A 15092-nucleotide genomic window follows, 5' to 3' on the forward strand; every position below is an offset into this window, starting at 1 on the left:
GCGAACGGCGTCGCGGGCTTCAGTCTCCGGAGACGGCGAGCTGCCAGTCACCCGTCTTGCTGATGCCCACGCGCAGGCCGTAGTAACTGTCGCGCGTCTCCCGCATGCCCTTCAACTCCGCCTCCGAATAGACGTCGGAAAGCGCCTTCCAGTCCTCCGGGTTCTTGACGCCGGTCACGTGAAGCCAGGGCCAGTAATAGATGCCGCCTTGCAGCGCGTAGGGCAGGTCCAGCACGTTGACGAGGCGCGCGAGGATGGGCTCGCCCTCGGCCTCTCGTTCCTTCCAGTACGCCGCGACGTCGTCGCCATCGCCGAAGGTGAAGCGCACGCTCTTGCCCTTTTCGTCCGCCAGCTTGGAGAGCTGCGCGTAGTCACAGGCCCTGGCGGCGGCGATGATGCGGCGGCGCATGTCCTCCACGGCCTTCGGCGGCGGCGGCGGGCCCGTGCGCGGCTCCGGGAGAGGCAGGTCCATCGCGGAGCACTTCACGGCGCCCGCATCGCCAGGACTCCCAGCCAGGAGGCCCGCGTCCGTGGTGCCCGCGTCCTCCACGCGCGAGCCAGAGTCGGAGCTTGCGACAGTCCCATCACCCTCGGCTCGAGGACTCGCGGGCGCGGCGGGGGGCTGAGTCTCCGTGGACGGAGGAGGTGTGCTGGCATCCTCCCCCGACGGCGGAGTGGAGGCGCGCGGGGTACAGGCGAGGAGCGAGGCCGCGGCGTAGACGGACAGGAGCGTGAACCGGTTCATGGCCCGCCTATGTAGACCAGGGGCGGCGGGCGAAGGTCCGGTTTCAGTGCGCCGTGTCGTTCAAGTGCCGCCTTCTGGTGACTCGATGACGACCGCGAAGGGGTCGAAGGGCTTGTCGCTCTTCTTCTTCGTGGACGTGTTGGGCATGCCGTACTCGCCGGTGGGGTGCTCCGGGCGCACGGAGGTGTACGGGTCGATTTTCACGGGGACGCCGAACACCTTCGGGTTCTTCTTCGGCTCCGACGGCCCGCCAAAGTTCGAACGGTTGTCTTCGCTCATTCCCGCAGTCTACCGCGTCGGCCGGCCGGTTGCTTTCGGGCCGGCCCTGCACGGACTGCTTGGGTCTCGCCGTGGACAGGGCGATACTCCCGGCCCATGTGTGGCCGTGTCACCGTTCGGACTTCTCCAGACCAGCTCGTGGTGGAGCTGGGGCTTGCTGGCATTCGCGCGGCGGTGGATCGCCCGCGCTTCAACCTGGCGCCCACGCAGTTGATGCCCGTGGTGCCCAATGACGGCGCGCGGATGTTGGATGCGTTTCGTTGGGGACTCATCCCTTCGTGGGCGAAGGACGCGAGCATCGGCAACAAGCTCATCAACGCACGCGGTGAGACGGTGGCGGAGAAGCCCAGCTTCCGCAGCGCGCTCAAGCGGCGGCGGTGCCTGGTGGTGGTGGACGGTTGGTATGAGTGGAAGCAGTCCACGAAGCCGAAGACGCCCTTCCTCTTCCACCGTGAGGACGACAAGCCCCTGGCGCTCGCCGGGTTGTGGGAGGAGTGGACGGCGCCGGACACGGGTGAGGTGCTGCGCACGTGCACCATCATCACCACGGGCCCCAACGCGCTGATGGCGCCGATTCACGACCGGATGCCCGTCATCCTTTCGCCACAGGCGCAGGAGGTATGGCTGCGTCCGGAACCCCAGGAGGCGGCGGTGTTGTTGCCGCTGCTGGTGCCCGCCGTCGACGGCGGGATGGAGGCCTACGAGGTCTCGCGCGTGGTCAACATCCCCACGAACGACGTGCCCGCGTGTGTGGAGCGCGTGGCCGCATAGCGCGAGTGCCGCTACGCCTTGCGCCGCACGCGTGAGTCCAGGCTCCAGGGCCCTCCGCCGATGAGGGCCACCGCCACCATCACCGTGAGATAGAGCAGCGCCAGCTCCATGCGCCCGAACGGGTCCGCGCGGTGGCGGAACAACGCCACCAGCATGGTGAAGCCCGCCATCGCCGCGGCCGGCCGTGTGAAGAGCCCCACCGCCACGAGCACCCCGCCCACCAGCTCCGCCAACGACGCGCACCACGCGAAGAAGAGCGGAAAGGGGAACCCCAGCTCCGCCACGCCCGCGGCGAATCGGGACATGTCTCCGGTGACTTTCGGCAACCCATGCCCCAGTCCCAGCACGAGCCCAAATACAGCCCGCACCAGCGTCCAGCCCAACGCCATTCTTCCCACCATGTCGTAGTCCTCCAAAGCGTTGCCGCATCCTCGCATGACGTCGTCGTGCCTCGAACCGAAGGATTCCCAGCGAGGCGTTCATTCCCTGTCGCGTCGCGAATCGCGGCGGACATTCCAGAAGGAAAAGGGGCGCCCTATGAGCGAGCAGCGAAGGTCGTCGTGTGTCCAGCGCAAGGGGATGCGACTGGGGCTCATGTCATGGCTGTGTCTGAGCGCGGTGGGCTGTGGCGGAGTCGCCGAGCCCGAAGTCGCGGGGCCCGAGCAGTCGTCTTCCGCGTCCGCGATGCAGGTGGAGCGCGTGCGCGATTCGGCGGAGCTCGCGAAGATGCGGGACTACGTCGATTCGCTCTACGACGCGAAGTCCGTGGTGCACCGCTTCACCAGCAAGGGAGGAGATGGCATCGACTGCGTGCCGTTGTACGCACAGCCCGCGCTGCGGCAGCCTGGCATGGAGAATCACCGCATCCAGCTCGCTCCGGGAACCGAGCCCGTGCTCCCGCCCGAGCGCCTCGCTCCGTCCCCCACCGCGCCCTCTGAGAAGTGGCGGGCTCAGCCCGCGGCGCTGGAGGGCCTCGAGACGGCTCCAGACGACCTGGACGCCACCGGCGCGCTGCGCCGCTGCCCCCTGGGCTCCGTGCCCATTGTCCGACTGACGCTCGACACGCTCAAGCGCTTCGAGTCGCTGGAGGACTTCCGTCAGAAGGTGCCCGGCCACCTGCGGGGCAACGTCTCGGTGGAGACCGACAAGCTCCGCTCGCTGGCGAGCGCCACGCCGTCCGCGCGCTCGGGCCCCACGGACCTGCACCAGTACGCGCACACCGCGCAAGGGGTGAGCAACTGGGGCGCGGAGGCCATCTTCAACATCTGGAGCCCGTACACGGAGCTGTCCAGCGAGTTCAGCCTGTCGCAGATGTGGGTCGTCCGTGGCTCGGGCTCGAACCTGGAGACGGTGGAGGCGGGCTGGCAGAAGTACCGCGACCTCTACGGCGATGACCGGGCGCGCCTCTTCATCTACTTCACACCCGACAACTACGGCAGCGGCGGCTGCTACAACTTGAGCTGCGGCGCGTTCGTCCAGGTCAACAACACCGTCAGCATCGGCGGAGGCTTCAACAACTACAGCGTCACCAACGGCGCGCAGTACGAGTTCAAGTTGATGTGGTTCAAGGATGGCACCACGGGCGCATGGTGGCTGAAGTTCCAGGACATCTGGGTGGGCTACTACCCGCGCACGCGCTTCGACGCCGCGGGGTTGATGGACCGGGCCGACGTCATCGACTACGGCGGTGAAATCATCGACAACCGCAATGGCAACCTCCACACGTCCACGGACATGGGCGGTGGCGCCTATCCCGGCGTGGGCTGGGCCAATGCCGCCTACACGCGCAACCTGCTCTACGTGGACACCACCAACGTCTATCGGGAGCCGACCTCGCTGGGGGCCTGGCGCAATGACAGCAACTGCTACGACATCATCCAGTACAACAACCCCGGTGGCTGGGGCCGGTACTTCTACTTCGGTGGCCCGGGCTACAACGCCAACTGCATGTAGTCGCCCCGCGTGACGGGGGCGGGGAGCGGGCGCAAGGCGGGCCCGTTCCCCATCGGGGTGCTCTGTTGGAGGGTGTCGGGGCAGGGGCGCGGGCCATGGCTGGCCCAGGACACGCGTCGAGGTCAGGTTGAAGGCTGGATGGGGGCCTCCTCTCACCGTGTCGGCCGGGCAAAGGGGCTCGGGCTTGCCCGGTGGTCAGGGTGGAGCCGAGCGGGGAGCCTCCGGAACGGGAGCGCCATGCAGACCGAGAACCCAACCCTGGACTTGGACAAGGTGGACGAGGCGGTGAGTGGGAACATCGTCGACGCGGGGCCGGACCACCTCACGGTGCACGACATCGGCGCGGGCGAGGACCTCACGCTGCGCATCGACGACCGCACCACCTACGGCTGGACGGATTCGCGCTACCGGGGGCAGTTGACCGACGCGGCCCAGGTCCGGGTGGGCTTCTATATCGCCGGAGGCGTGCACACGGCCGCGGAGATCATCGTGATGGACCCGGGGCAGGGCGAATCCATCGCGGCGGAGGTCCTGCCCAGCCAGTACCAGTGAGCCCGCGCCGGAAGGGGCGGGTGACGCCGCCTCCAGTAGACCCTGGCGCTATGACGCACGCTTGGGGGCGCGCAGGTCGGTGATGGCCAGGGGGTGGCGCGCGCCCTGGGGTGAGACGAGGGCCGCGTTGAGGATGAAGTCCTGGCCCATGCGCAGCTCCAGGGTGGTGGGCCCCTTGTGCGTGGTGCGCCAGTCCAGCTCGATGCGCACGGTGCCCAACAGCTCGCGCTCCACGGTGGTGGTGTCGAGCGACTCGAAGAGGGCGACGGAGATGGGGCCGGGGATGAGCGGCAGCTCCAGCGTCACGGACTTCGTCGCGGGAACCGGCGTGTTGGCGGGGATGACCTCGTGCTGCGCGCCGCCGGGCACCATGATGCCAATGGGCATGGGCACCACGTCCGCCAGCCCGTTGATGCCTCGCGCCAGGTTGCGTCCGAGGATGGCCGCGCCGACGGCGACACCCAGCTCCGGGTTGACCTCCTTGTCGGACGACAGGCGCTTGAAGTGGGAGAAGCGCTCGCGGATGACGGGCATGCGCGTCTGGCCGCCCACCAGCACCAACTCGTCGACGTGCTCGGCCTTCAGCTTCGCGCGCTCCAGCACGTCGTCGCACGCGGACGCGGCGCGCTCGATGAGCTGGAACACCATCGACTCCAGTTGCTTGCGCGTGAGCGTGTAGTCGAAGTCGACGAAGCCGCCGTCCTTCTGGGCGATGCAGGGCACGCGCAGCACGGTGGAGTCACGCGAGCTGAGCGTCATCTTCGCGGACTCGGCGGCGAACACCAACCGCTGCATCACCACCTGGTTGCCGCGCAGGTCGATGCCGTGCTGACGCTGGAAGTCCGCCACCAGCATCTCGACGATGCGCTCGTCGAAGTTGGCGCCACCCAGGAACGCGTCGCCGCCGGTGGCCAGCACCTTCACGATGCGGTTCTGCACCGCGAGCAGCGTGGCGTCGAACGTGCCACCGCCCAGGTCGAACACCATCACCGTCTGCTCGGGGTTGCGCAGGTTGGCGTAGTAGAGCGCCGCCGCGGTCGGCTCGTTGATGATGGCGCGCACCTGGAGCCCGCACTGCTCGGCGGCCTGTCGCACCGCCTCGCGCTGACGGATGCTGGCGTGCGCGGGCACGGTCAGCACGCACTCGCGGAAGGGCTCTCCGGCCGCGTGGGTCGCCAGCGTGAGAATCTGCCGGATGACCAGCTGGGTGACGTCCGTCAGCGACGTCACCTTCCCGTACATCTTCACCGCGGTGTAGCCGTCGGGTGCCTCGACGAGTTCGAAGGCGTACTTGTCCTTGTGCTGCGTCACGTACTCGGACTGGTAGCGGCGTCCGAGGAAGCGCTTGGCGCCGAAGACGGTGTGCCGAGGGTCGTCGATGATTTGCCGCCGCGCCGCGTAGCCGACGATGGCCTTGTCCGCCGCGTGGAACCACACCACTGAAGGCAGCGTGAAGCTCTTGTCCGTCACGGGCACCAGCCGCAGCTTGCCCGTCTTGTCGAAGAACGCCGCCGACGTGTTGGTGGTCCCGAAGTCGATTCCGAGGATGGGGGCCGTGCTCATTCGCCCCCGACTCTCCCACGTCCTGAGCAACGGTTCAGCTCCGGAGATTCCATGCTCTCCGGGCTCGCGGATTATTGCGCCCACGAGCTGTCCGTTCCACCACACCCGGGGTGGGTGTCCCTACACGTGCTCCATCACCATGACAGCGACGGTGTGGGGTGCGAGCGCCTCGTAGATGTGGGGCACGTCGCCGGAGAAGGTCGCGTAGTCGCCGGGGTTCAGCTCGACGGGTGCGTCGCTGGGGCCCGCGCGCAGGCGGCCCTTGCTGACGACCAGGTGTTCGACGCTGCCCGGAATGTGGGGCTGGGCATGGCGGGCGGCGCCGGGCTCCAGGTTGATGACGTAGAGGTCCCTGCGCGCGCCCGGGGGGCAGGCGGACAGCATGATGCCGGTGAAGTGGGCCTGCTCGGAGCGGATGGCCGCGCCCTCGCCTGCTCGGATGATGCGCACCTCGCGGGTGGGCGGGTCGACGAGGCGGCTGAACGGCACACCCAGGGCCACGGCCAGCGCCCAGAGCGTCTCGATGCTGGGGTTGCCGGTGCCGGCCTCCAGTTGGGACAGCGTGGACTTGGAGAGGTTGGCGCGCCGGGCCAGCTCCGACAGCGACACGTCCGCGCGCTCACGCTCCCGGCGCAGCGCGATGGCGATGGCGTCCAGGGGACGGGGTGGCTTGGGCGTTCGTTTTACCGGCATGGTCGTTCTTATTGACGAACGACAGGCTTCTGTCCACATTGATGCGCATGGGAAATGTGGATCGCGCCCTCGTCCGGGATGTGGGCGCCGTGGCGCTGGCGTCCGGAGTGGTGGGCGTGTCGTTTGGCGCGCTCGCGGTGGCGGCGGGGCTGTCGGTGTGGATGGCCCTCTTCATGTCGGTGGTGGTGTTCGCGGGAGGCGCGCAGTTCGTCGCGGTGGGCATGGTGGCGGCGGGAGCCACGCCGGTGGCGGCGGTGTTCGCGGGGCTGTTGCTCAACGCGAGGCACCTGCCGTTTGGAATGGCGGTGGCGGACGTGTTGGGGAAGCGGTGGCCCACGCGGCTGTTGGGCGCGCACCTGATGGTGGATGAGTCGGTGGCGTTCGCCCTGGCGCAGCGTGAGCCCGCGCGCAAACGCGCGGCCTACTGGTTGTGCGGCGGCATGCTGTTCGTGGCGTGGAACCTGGGCGTCGTGGTGGGCGGGTGGGCGGGACGCGCGGTGGGCAATCCCGAGCTGCTGGGGCTCGACGCGGCGTTCCCCGCGAGCATGCTCGCGCTGCTGCTCCCGTCGCTGCTTCCTCCCAAGGAGGCGGACGCGTCCGATGCGGCGAAGAGCAGGGCCACGAAGGCGCGTCGGGTGGCGCTGGTGGGGGCGCTCATCGCGCTGGTTGCGACGCCGCTGTTGCCCGCGGGTGTGCCGGTGTTGTTGTCGATTCTCGCCGTGGGAGTGGCCCTGCGATGACCCTGTTGCCCATTCTGGTGCTGGCCCTGGGGACGTTTGGTTTTCGCATCGCCGGGCCGCTGTTGAGCGAGCGGCTCCAGTTGTCCGCGAGGGTGCAGGAGTTGATGTCCATGGCGACCATCGCGATGCTGGCGGCGCTCGTGGCCACGTCGACGTTGGTGGCGCAGGGAGGCTTCGTGGGGTGGTCGCGGCCGGCGGGGGTGTTCGTCGGCGCGCTCCTGGCCTGGCGGAGGCTGCCCTTCATCGCGGTGGTGGTCGCGGCGGCCGTCACCGCGGCGGGGCTGCGCCTGCTCGGAGTGCGGTAACTCCGAGGGGAAGACGGCCCGCTCCCGGACAGGGAGCGGGCCGTGAGCCACTCAGGGACAGGTGCCCTGGTTGTACCGCTTGGGATAGGGCGTCAGGGTGCCCGTGAAGACTGGATCCGCGCCACAGGCGCACTGCATCGTGCCGAGCACCGTCGTATAGGTCTTGTCGTAGTACTTGATGACGTACTGGCTCTCGCAGATGGCCTGCGCGGACACCTCACCCTCGGGCGAGGGGACTTCGTCTCCGCCTTCGTTGCCACCACCGCAGCCCACCAACAGCGCCGCCGCCAGCAGTCCTCCGAGAATGCTTCGCATGCGTCCTCCAGGAACGGGTCTCAGGTGCGTGTTGCACTTCGAGACTAGGTCATTGAACTCATCGCTGAAACCACGCCTCCGATGACGCAGCGCGCGCCCAGGCTTTCAGACAACCGTGGACGAAAGCTTCAGCCTGTCTAGACGACAGCGTCCCGATAACTCCCCGCCCTGAGTACGCTCCGAAGGCGAAGTCCTCACGAGTTTGTGCGCGTGCTTCGAGTGGGAACGGTTCGTGATTGACGAATCGGGCCACCGTCGTGGAGCCAGACACCGTGGGTCGTGATAGCTGCGACACATGCGAACCAACGGACGATGGCTCGAATTGACGTTGCTGACGACAGCCCTCTGCCTGGCGGCCTGTGACTCGGATGACGACAACCCGGGTCCGGATGATGCGGGCGTGAGTGACGCCGGCACGGCGGACGCGGGTGGCTCGGATGCGGGCGTCAGCGACGCGGGCCCTGACGGCGGCCCCACGGACCCCGGCTTCGAGCAAGGTGACGGCGTCTCTCGCGAGTCCACCACGGTGGGAGGAATCGCGGTGGACCGCTACACATGGACGGACTCGCAGGGCCGTCCGCGCACGGTGTCGCTGAAGCGGCAGACGTCCGCGGGCAATGGTGGCTATGCCGTCCAGGTGACCTATCAGGTGCGGGCCGGCGGAGACTGGCGCACCGTGACGGTGGATGGCACGGCCGGCGGTGAGAGTGGCTTCGGCTACTTCGTCGGGCACGAGCTGTACCGGCAGTTCGACAACGGCTCGTCCGGCACCATCGCGGGGCTGCATGGAGAGGATGACTCACCGCTGGGGTATGGCTTCGCGGTGCAGGGCACGCACTCGGCCATCCTCCCGGGCTCCACGTTCGCGAGCCACACCTTCACCACGGCCTATCCAAAGTGGGGCACCCGGGTCGCCATGGCGGATGTGACGGCGAGCACTCCCGCGGCGTCGGCGGCCCATCAGAAGTTCATGGTGCCGCTCACCCTCCGGTGGGTCTTTCAGAAGGGCATGGACTTCCCGCGCCTCGACACCCGGATGGACCTGGGCGAGGCGGTGGCGGGGCAGCTCTCGTTCGACATGCGCGGGCCCTACGGTGTCGTGGAGTTCGCGGACTCGGACACCCAGGCCGCGCTCAGCAACGTGCAGTGGGGTGACACGCGCAACCACTTCACGACGCAGGCGCCCGTGGCGAACCCGCTGACGACGCAGGCGGGCTGGACGTGGAACGAGCCCATCGGCACCACGCGCAAGTATCACAGCCTGCTCGCGCGGCACTCGAGCACGGGCGTGTTGTACGAATTGGGCCTCGTCGAGCTGAAGCTGGGGCAGGACCCGGGACTCGTCTATGGCGGCTACAGCACCAACAACGGAACGACGAAGGCGGCCACGGGACGGGCGCTGTTGAGCGGGGACTTCTCCGCGGGCGAGTGGCCCTTCCAGTCCGCGCAGTACAGCGGGCTCAACGCGAACACGGGCGTGACGGGAAAGAAGTTCGCATGGGGCTCCAGCCCGTTCTACGGCTCGGCGCTCTCCTCCGTGTACTTCAACCCCGACTTCAGCACGTCCATCAACGCCTTCCCCGTGGGCAAGACGCTGCTCTACCGGACGTGTCTGGTGCTGGGCGTCTCCCCCTTCACCGACGCGAGCAGGAAGTCACTGACGCGCGGGGTGGCGGAGAGCGCCTCTCCGAGCTGCGCGACGGCCGAGCCGCTCTGAGCCTTTCCTTCGAGGCCCCGTGACGAACGTCCGTCACGGGCCTCCAGCGGGGGCGGGCAGCAGCACGTCGACGACCTTCATGGCGAAGTTGTCGGCGTGGCCGTTGCCCCGGTTGGACAGACACACGACGGTGAGCCCGTCGTCGGGGAAGCGCACCATGTCGCTGCTGAAGCCCCAGTCCCCACCGGCGTACCAGAGGATGCGACGTCCGGCGTGACGTCCCCAGACGAGTCCGAAGGCATCATTGGCCTTGGGGTGCTCGAGTTCTCGCGGACGCCGCTACTCTCTCGGCCGCGTCTCCGGTGCTCCATCGCGGCAGGCGGAGGTGGTGTACGTCTCATGTCGTGAGCGGACACCCCAGGAGGCGTGTTGGCCCTGGCAGTTCTGGCTGCGCCAGCCGACCAGGACGGTGTGGCCCTGGTCCGCGAAGTATTGATAGCGCTCCTCCCTGCGGGCACTCCCCGCCGTCGGCCGCTCCTGTCTGACTTCAAGGGCTCCGGCTCCCTCCTCGATGGGGGCGCTGGTGCACGCGCTCAGCAGGAGTCCGGACACGAAAACCAGGGGCAGGGCGCGGCGCTTCCTGTCGAACGTCATCGTGCTTCTTCCTCCCGGGGGTTGAGTCCCGAGGTTCGCGTTCAGGGCGTTGATGACGGTTCCAGTGTGTTTCCCGGTGTTGCCCCTGTTGGTCGCTCGCCAGCAGGCGCTCGAAGGCGGAGCGATGGATGTTCCACTGCTGAAAGGGACTGGGCTGGCAGTCCGCCCGGAGGGTGATGCGCGCGCCGTCAGCGACAGGCTCCGGAGCACCCTCCACGCACGCGCCTGTCGCCGCGTTCTTCAGTTGGACCCCTCGAAAGCCCGGCGGAGGCGCGGCCCCCTCGGCCTCGAAGGGCGTGAGGACCCACTGCTGCTCCAGCCCGCCATTGCAGCTCACGGCGGTCAGACGTCCGCCTTGTGCGCTCAGGCACAACCCGCCCTCCCGGATGACCTCCCAGCGCGCGGGAGCGCCAGACACGGGCGCGAGCTCCCAGTCGAGCGCGGGGGCATGGCAGGGCGCCGGGCCCACCCCGCCGGGGCGCTGCGTGGGGGGCATCAAGCAGTACTGCTGTTTTTGCTGATGGAGGACTGTCAGCGGGCCTTCGCCCGCACGCGCGGTCCGGGCCTCGGCAAGCAGCACCCCGAGAGCGATGACGCGGACAGTCAGGCGACCACGGGTTCGTGTCTCCAAGGGGCCCTCCCCACGCGCCAGGACAGTGCCGAACGCGGACAGGGTGGGCGGGACGAGCCGGGCAGGTCCATCCCAGAAAAGTGGGATTCTCTGGAATAAGTGGCCGATGGGTGTGATTGGCTCCCGGCATGGTGACCCGTTCGCGGATGGAGCGTGAGTTGCTGGGTGTGCTGCGGGACCTGGCGGCGGCGGAGCTGCCGTTGGGCAAGCTGTTCACCCAGCTCAACCTGTTGCTGAAGGAGCCGCTGGGCATCGATGCGAGTTGTTGGCATGGGACGGACCCCGCGTCGGGGATGGTGACGTCCACGGTGATGGAGAACCTGGACCCGCGAGGCTTCGAGCGCGCGGCCTATCTGGAGCTGTGGGCGCCGGAGCCGCTGACGTTCGCCGGCCTGCGGGCGCTGGGGAAGCGGGTGGACTCGCTGAGTCACGCGGCGAAGGGGAAGCTCGACGACAGCGCGCGCTACCGGGAGCTGATCGCCCCGTTTGGCTTTGGCGACGAGATGCGCGTCAACTTCGACCTGCCGTCGGGGTGCTGGGGCGCGGCGACGTTCCTGCGCGCGAAGGACCGGGGCGCCTACACCGAGGCAGAGGTCGGGATGATGGACCGGTTCTCCTCGCACATCGGTCAGATGTTGTGGCGGTCCTACCGGGGCACCGTGCCCCAGGGCGAGGGGCAGCCGCTCCCGGGCATCGCGGTGCTGGGGCCGCGAGGGCAGTTGATGTCCGCGGACCCTCGGGCCGAGGCCGTGCTGGCGGAGCTCGCCGAGACGTCACCCTCGTCCACGGGCGTGCCGTCCGGACTCATCACCGTCGCCGAACATGCGCGAGGACTGGGCGCCGCGGGGCGCAGGGACGTGCCGTCGCGCTCCCGGGTGCGCACGAGCACGGGGCAGTGGCTCACGCTGCATGCCTCGTTGCTGGAGGGACGCCCCGATGGTCAGGTCGCCATCGTGGTGACGCCCGCCACGCCGGCGGAGGTGCTGCCCATGGCGTTGATGAGCCTGGGGCTCACCGCCCGAGAGCAGGACGTCGCCATCCTCGTTGCCCGAGGGAACAACACCAGCACCATCGCGCAGAGTCTGTTCATCACCCCCGCGACGGTGCAGGACCACCTGAAGTCCATCTTCACCAAGGCGGGGGTGCGCAGCCGTCGTGAGTTCATCGCCCGGCTCGTGGGCACCTCTGCGGGCCAGGCTCCGGCGGGTGTCACGGCGCGAGGAGCATGAAACGCGCCGTGTCCCGTGTGGCTTCCGTGTGAGGATTTCGAGCCCGCCTCCGCCACGGAGCAGCCGCTATGTCTCGGATTGGCCGCGCCGCAGGCCCAGGGCCTTCATCTTCTTGTAGAAGTGGCCCCGCTCGAGGTCCAGCAGCCGGGCCGCCTCCGTCACGTTGTCGTGCGTATGCGCGAGCACGTACAGGATGATCTCCCGCTCGGCGTCCTCCACCTGCTCGCGGAAGGTCTTGTCCGCGCGCGGATGGAAGCCCGCATGCACCGGGGCCGACAGCGGGGGAGGGGGCGCCACCAGGGCCGGAGCCGGAGTGCTGGCCGCCGCCACCACGGCAGAGTCCAGGGTGGGCGGAGGCGGAGTCCACGCCGTTGACGTCTCCACCACTGGAGGAGGCACGCCCCCGCGTCCCCGAGGCAACAGCTCCAGCGCGTCCGTCCGGGTGACGATGGGGCCCTCGCAGAGGATGGCCAGGCGTTCGACCAGGTTGCGCAGCTCGCGCACGTTGCCCGGGTAGTCGTAGGCGCTCATCACCGACAGCGCATCCGGCGACAGCGTCAGCGGGCGGCGCCCGTTCTTCGCGCAGGCCTCGCGCAGGAAGGTCCCGATGAGGTCCGGCAGGTCCTCGCGCCGCTCGCGCAGGGGCGGCGAGTGAATCTGTACGACGTTGATGCGGTAATACAAATCCTCGCGGAAGCGCCCGGCGGAGATCTCCTTCTCCAGATTCTTGTTCGTGGCCGCGATGACCCGCACGTCCACCTTGAGCGTCTCCGCGCCGCCCACCCGCTCCAGCTCGCCTTCCTGCAACACGCGCAGGAGCTTGGCCTGCATGGCCGGCGGCATGTCCCCAATCTCATCGAGGAACAGCGTGCCTTCGTGCGCCAGCTCGAACTTTCCGCGCCGCACGCTCACCGCGCCGGTGAAGGCGCCCTTTTCGTGGCCGAATAGTTCGCTTTCAATCAATTCGTGGGGCACCGCCGCGCAGTTGAGCTTCACGAAGGGATTGGCTTTGCGCCGGGAGTGCTGGTGCAGCGCGCGGGCGATGAGCTCCTTGCCCGTGCCGTTCTCACCGGTAATCAACACCCGCCCCTCCGAGGGCGCCGTGCGTTGGATGAGCGAGAAGATGCGCTGCATGGCCGGGCCGCTGCCCACCATGTCGTAGCGGCCCAACTGCTCGCGCAGCTCCCGCAGTTCCTCCATCGCCGCCTGGTGCTTGAGCACGTTGCGCAGCGCGACGAGCAACCGCTCCCGGGCGATGGGCTTCTCCAGGAAGTCGCGCGCCCCCAACTGCGTCGCCTTCACCGCAGTGTCGATGGTGCCGTGTCCCGACATCATGATGACGGGCAACTCCGGCTTGAGCTCCGTGAGCCGGGCCAGCGCCGTCAACCCATCCATGTCCGGCATCTTCACGTCCATCAACACCGCGTCCACCGGACGCGCGCTCACCACGTCGAGCGCCACCTGACCGCTGGCTGCCAGATGTGTCTGATACCCCGCCAGCTGCAACGACTGGCTCAGTGTCAGCAGAATGTTCTTCTCGTCATCGACGATGAGGACGGATGCGGGCATGTGGGGCGCTCCCGGCCTGGGGCCACGTCACGCGGCCACTCACGGGCAAGGGTCACAATCTCATGGAAATTATTTGGACATTCAAGGGTTTCGGCGCGCCGAGGCGTGTCTCGAAAGGGACAAATGCTTTGACTCACCCTGGCGACTGCGACTACACGCGACCCGAATACCCGCCCCCTGCGGGTGCTTATTTCGTCTTCAAGATTTTCGGGAGGAATGATGCGTCGGATTTCTCTTTGGGCGGGCCTCGGCCTCGCCATGGCCGTGCTGACCGGCTGCCCCCCCAGCTACCCCAACTGCAACGATGACTCGACCTGCTCCGAGAAGGGCGAGGTCTGTGTCCAGGGCCAGTGCCAGGAGTGCGCCACCGACGCGAACTGCAAGGAGGGCTTCACGTGCCAGGGCAACAAGTGCGCGCCCAAGCCCCCCGAGTGCACGGTGGACAACCAGTGCGGTGATGGCCGCATCTGCGAGGCCGGCAAGTGCGCCGAGGCCCAGTGCAAGGACGACTCCAGCTGCCCCTCCGGCGGCAAGTGCCAGGCGGGCCGTTGCCAGGCCCCCACGGACACCTGCGCGTCCAACTCCGACTGCGGTGAGGGTCAGGAGTGCAGCGCCGGCCGTTGCGTGACGGCCTCCGCGGACAAGTGCGACTGGAGCCCGGTGCGCTTCGGCTTCAACGAGTCCTCGCTGACCTCCGAGGCCCAGCAGCGCCTGTCCGACCTGGCCACGTGCCTGAAGACGGGCCAGCAGGGCAAGCTGACCCTCGCGGGCCACGCCGACGAGCGCGGCACCGAGGAGTTCAACCTCCAGCTGTCCAACCGCCGTGCGCAGGCCGTCAAGCGCTACCTGACGGACCTGGGCGTGAAGTCCAACGCGGTGACGACGGTGGGTTACGGTGAGACCCGGCCGGCGAACAACACCTCGTCCGAGGACGCCTGGTCCGAGAACCGCCGCGTCGAGTTCCAGCGCTAGTTGAGGCTGGGGTAGGCTGTGCGCCACATGGCCGTCCACGAGCCGGAAGCGCGGCAGTCCTATCTCGTTTTTGCCTGCGGTAGCAGCTGGTACGCGGTGCCCGCGGAGAGCGCGGCGGAGGTCGTTACCTTCCCCGAGCTCACGCGGGTACCGGGCTCCCCTGCCCATCTGCTGGGCGTGTTCGCCCACCGAGGAGAGGTCATCCCGGTGGTGGACATGGGCCTGCTGGTGGCGGGGGTGAGCCAATCCTCGCGGCGGGCCGTGCTGGTGCGGCTGCCGCGCGGCACCCTCGGCCTCACGGCGAGCACGGTCGCGGGGGTCTCCCCGGTGACGGGCGCGCTGGAGCCGCTGGGCTCCGCTGGCGTCCAGGTCCACCTGAAGGGCCCCGCCAAGAGTGGTCCCCGGGATGTGGCCGTCATCGACCCCGAAGGGCTCTTCGACCATCTCAGCCAGGGGGCTTGACC

The 15092-nt window shown here is 68.4% G+C and carries 18 protein-coding genes; 9 read left to right on the forward strand and 9 right to left on the reverse strand.

Going from position 1 to position 15092, the window contains the following annotated elements:
* Window positions 1–19: 19 nt before the first annotated feature.
* On the reverse strand, window positions 20–745 hold the full coding sequence (locus tag HUA75_RS46450) for a hypothetical protein (RefSeq protein WP_246137467.1): 726 nt from the start codon (window positions 743–745) through the stop codon (window positions 20–22).
* A 60-nt stretch (window positions 746–805) separates the two neighbouring features.
* A complete protein-coding gene (locus HUA75_RS05070; protein WP_174453428.1) occupies window positions 806–1024 on the reverse strand; it encodes a hypothetical protein in 219 nt (72 codons plus the stop codon).
* Window positions 1025–1120: 96 nt separating this feature from the next.
* On the opposite strand from HUA75_RS05070, the gene HUA75_RS05075 reads away from it, so the two are divergent.
* Window positions 1121–1795 (forward strand): SOS response-associated peptidase, encoded by a 675-nt coding sequence (locus HUA75_RS05075; protein ID WP_141645719.1) that lies wholly within the window; start codon window positions 1121–1123, stop codon window positions 1793–1795.
* Between the two features lie 11 nt (window positions 1796–1806).
* On the opposite strand, the gene HUA75_RS05080 is transcribed toward HUA75_RS05075, so the two are convergent.
* On the reverse strand, window positions 1807–2196 hold the full coding sequence (locus HUA75_RS05080; protein ID WP_174485682.1) for a DoxX family protein: 390 nt from the start codon (window positions 2194–2196) through the stop codon (window positions 1807–1809).
* Between the two features lie 136 nt (window positions 2197–2332).
* Between HUA75_RS05080 and HUA75_RS05085 the strand changes: the two genes are divergently transcribed.
* Together HUA75_RS05085 and HUA75_RS05090 are read left to right on the forward strand one after the other, a co-directional pair.
* The gene (locus HUA75_RS05085; protein ID WP_174485683.1) at window positions 2333–3748 is read left to right on the forward strand and encodes a neprosin family prolyl endopeptidase; all 1416 of its coding nucleotides are present in this window, start codon (window positions 2333–2335) and stop codon (window positions 3746–3748) included.
* A 237-nt stretch (window positions 3749–3985) separates the two neighbouring features.
* Window positions 3986–4300: a hypothetical protein gene (locus HUA75_RS05090; protein WP_141645722.1), complete on the forward strand. Its 315-nt coding sequence runs from the start codon at window positions 3986–3988 to the stop codon at window positions 4298–4300.
* Between the two features lie 48 nt (window positions 4301–4348).
* Here HUA75_RS05090 and HUA75_RS05095 read toward each other — a convergent pair whose 3' ends face one another.
* Complete coding sequence (locus HUA75_RS05095) at window positions 4349–5863, reverse strand: Hsp70 family protein (RefSeq protein WP_141645723.1); 1515 nt, start codon at window positions 5861–5863, stop codon at window positions 4349–4351.
* 120 nt (window positions 5864–5983) lie between these two features.
* Window positions 5984–6556, reverse strand: coding sequence for a helix-turn-helix domain-containing protein (locus tag HUA75_RS05100; RefSeq protein ID WP_141645724.1), 573 nt, complete (start codon window positions 6554–6556; stop codon window positions 5984–5986).
* Window positions 6557–6603: 47 nt separating this feature from the next.
* Between HUA75_RS05100 and HUA75_RS05105 the strand changes: the two genes are divergently transcribed.
* On the forward strand, window positions 6604–7296 hold the full coding sequence (locus HUA75_RS05105) for an AzlC family ABC transporter permease (RefSeq protein ID WP_174485918.1): 693 nt from the start codon (window positions 6604–6606) through the stop codon (window positions 7294–7296).
* The gene (locus tag HUA75_RS05110; protein ID WP_174453431.1) at window positions 7293–7601 is read left to right on the forward strand and encodes an AzlD domain-containing protein; all 309 of its coding nucleotides are present in this window, start codon (window positions 7293–7295) and stop codon (window positions 7599–7601) included. Before HUA75_RS05105 ends, HUA75_RS05110 begins: the two co-directional genes overlap by 4 nt.
* A gap of 51 nt (window positions 7602–7652) precedes the next feature.
* On the opposite strand, the gene HUA75_RS05115 is transcribed toward HUA75_RS05110, so the two are convergent.
* Window positions 7653–7916, reverse strand: coding sequence for a hypothetical protein (locus HUA75_RS05115; protein WP_141643875.1), 264 nt, complete (start codon window positions 7914–7916; stop codon window positions 7653–7655).
* Between the two features lie 295 nt (window positions 7917–8211).
* Between HUA75_RS05115 and HUA75_RS05120 the strand changes: the two genes are divergently transcribed.
* A complete protein-coding gene (locus tag HUA75_RS05120; protein ID WP_174485684.1) occupies window positions 8212–9633 on the forward strand; it encodes a hypothetical protein in 1422 nt (473 codons plus the stop codon).
* A 33-nt stretch (window positions 9634–9666) separates the two neighbouring features.
* Here the strand turns inward: HUA75_RS05120 and HUA75_RS47470 are convergent, their stop codons facing one another.
* Window positions 9667–9792, reverse strand: a complete 126-nt coding sequence (locus tag HUA75_RS47470) for a hypothetical protein (RefSeq protein ID WP_256433093.1) — start codon at window positions 9790–9792, stop codon at window positions 9667–9669.
* 120 nt (window positions 9793–9912) lie between these two features.
* Window positions 9913–10227 (reverse strand): DUF6289 family protein, encoded by a 315-nt coding sequence (locus HUA75_RS05125; protein WP_141643877.1) that lies wholly within the window; start codon window positions 10225–10227, stop codon window positions 9913–9915.
* A gap of 759 nt (window positions 10228–10986) precedes the next feature.
* Here HUA75_RS05125 and HUA75_RS05130 point away from each other — a divergent pair.
* Window positions 10987–12087 carry a helix-turn-helix transcriptional regulator gene (locus tag HUA75_RS05130; RefSeq protein ID WP_141643878.1) on the forward strand — a complete coding sequence of 367 codons (1101 nt, stop codon included), beginning with the start codon at window positions 10987–10989 and terminating at the stop codon, window positions 12085–12087.
* 66 nt (window positions 12088–12153) lie between these two features.
* Here HUA75_RS05130 and HUA75_RS05135 read toward each other — a convergent pair whose 3' ends face one another.
* Window positions 12154–13656, reverse strand: coding sequence for a sigma-54 dependent transcriptional regulator (locus HUA75_RS05135; protein ID WP_174485685.1), 1503 nt, complete (start codon window positions 13654–13656; stop codon window positions 12154–12156).
* A 219-nt stretch (window positions 13657–13875) separates the two neighbouring features.
* On the opposite strand from HUA75_RS05135, the gene HUA75_RS05140 reads away from it, so the two are divergent.
* A complete protein-coding gene (locus HUA75_RS05140; RefSeq protein ID WP_141643905.1) occupies window positions 13876–14628 on the forward strand; it encodes an OmpA family protein in 753 nt (250 codons plus the stop codon).
* Window positions 14629–14655: 27 nt separating this feature from the next.
* Entirely contained in the window at window positions 14656–15090 is a 435-nt protein-coding gene (locus HUA75_RS05145; RefSeq protein WP_141643880.1) for a chemotaxis protein CheW, read from the forward strand.
* Window positions 15091–15092: the final 2 nt, after the last annotated feature.

Origin of the sequence: Myxococcus sp. CA040A, assembly GCF_013336725.1 — a bacterium.
Classification (GTDB): Bacteria; Myxococcota; Myxococcia; order Myxococcales; family Myxococcaceae; genus Myxococcus; species Myxococcus llanfairpwllgwyngyllgogerychwyrndrobwllllantysiliogogogochensis.

Coding starts and splice junctions, on each gene's coding strand:
- HUA75_RS05070 (WP_174453428.1), bottom strand. CDS start 1,024: ATGAGCGAAGACAACCGTTCGAACTTTGGCGGGCCGTCGGAGCCGAAG.
- HUA75_RS05140 (WP_141643905.1), top strand. CDS start 13,876: ATGCGTCGGATTTCTCTTTGGGCGGGCCTCGGCCTCGCCATGGCCGTG.
- HUA75_RS05095 (WP_141645723.1), bottom strand. CDS start 5,863: ATGAGCACGGCCCCCATCCTCGGAATCGACTTCGGGACCACCAACACG.
- HUA75_RS05120 (WP_174485684.1), top strand. CDS start 8,212: ATGCGAACCAACGGACGATGGCTCGAATTGACGTTGCTGACGACAGCC.
- HUA75_RS46450 (WP_246137467.1), bottom strand. CDS start 745: ATGAACCGGTTCACGCTCCTGTCCGTCTACGCCGCGGCCTCGCTCCTC.
- HUA75_RS05080 (WP_174485682.1), bottom strand. CDS start 2,196: ATGGTGGGAAGAATGGCGTTGGGCTGGACGCTGGTGCGGGCTGTATTT.
- HUA75_RS47470 (WP_256433093.1), bottom strand. CDS start 9,792: ATGGTGCGCTTCCCCGACGACGGGCTCACCGTCGTGTGTCTGTCCAAC.
- HUA75_RS05125 (WP_141643877.1), bottom strand. CDS start 10,227: ATGACGTTCGACAGGAAGCGCCGCGCCCTGCCCCTGGTTTTCGTGTCC.
- HUA75_RS05090 (WP_141645722.1), top strand. CDS start 3,986: ATGCAGACCGAGAACCCAACCCTGGACTTGGACAAGGTGGACGAGGCG.
- HUA75_RS05100 (WP_141645724.1), bottom strand. CDS start 6,556: ATGCCGGTAAAACGAACGCCCAAGCCACCCCGTCCCCTGGACGCCATC.
- HUA75_RS05145 (WP_141643880.1), top strand. CDS start 14,656: ATGGCCGTCCACGAGCCGGAAGCGCGGCAGTCCTATCTCGTTTTTGCC.
- HUA75_RS05115 (WP_141643875.1), bottom strand. CDS start 7,916: ATGCGAAGCATTCTCGGAGGACTGCTGGCGGCGGCGCTGTTGGTGGGC.
- HUA75_RS05075 (WP_141645719.1), top strand. CDS start 1,121: ATGTGTGGCCGTGTCACCGTTCGGACTTCTCCAGACCAGCTCGTGGTG.
- HUA75_RS05085 (WP_174485683.1), top strand. CDS start 2,333: ATGAGCGAGCAGCGAAGGTCGTCGTGTGTCCAGCGCAAGGGGATGCGA.
- HUA75_RS05135 (WP_174485685.1), bottom strand. CDS start 13,656: ATGCCCGCATCCGTCCTCATCGTCGATGACGAGAAGAACATTCTGCTG.
- HUA75_RS05105 (WP_174485918.1), top strand. CDS start 6,604: ATGGGAAATGTGGATCGCGCCCTCGTCCGGGATGTGGGCGCCGTGGCG.
- HUA75_RS05130 (WP_141643878.1), top strand. CDS start 10,987: ATGGTGACCCGTTCGCGGATGGAGCGTGAGTTGCTGGGTGTGCTGCGG.
- HUA75_RS05110 (WP_174453431.1), top strand. CDS start 7,293: ATGACCCTGTTGCCCATTCTGGTGCTGGCCCTGGGGACGTTTGGTTTT.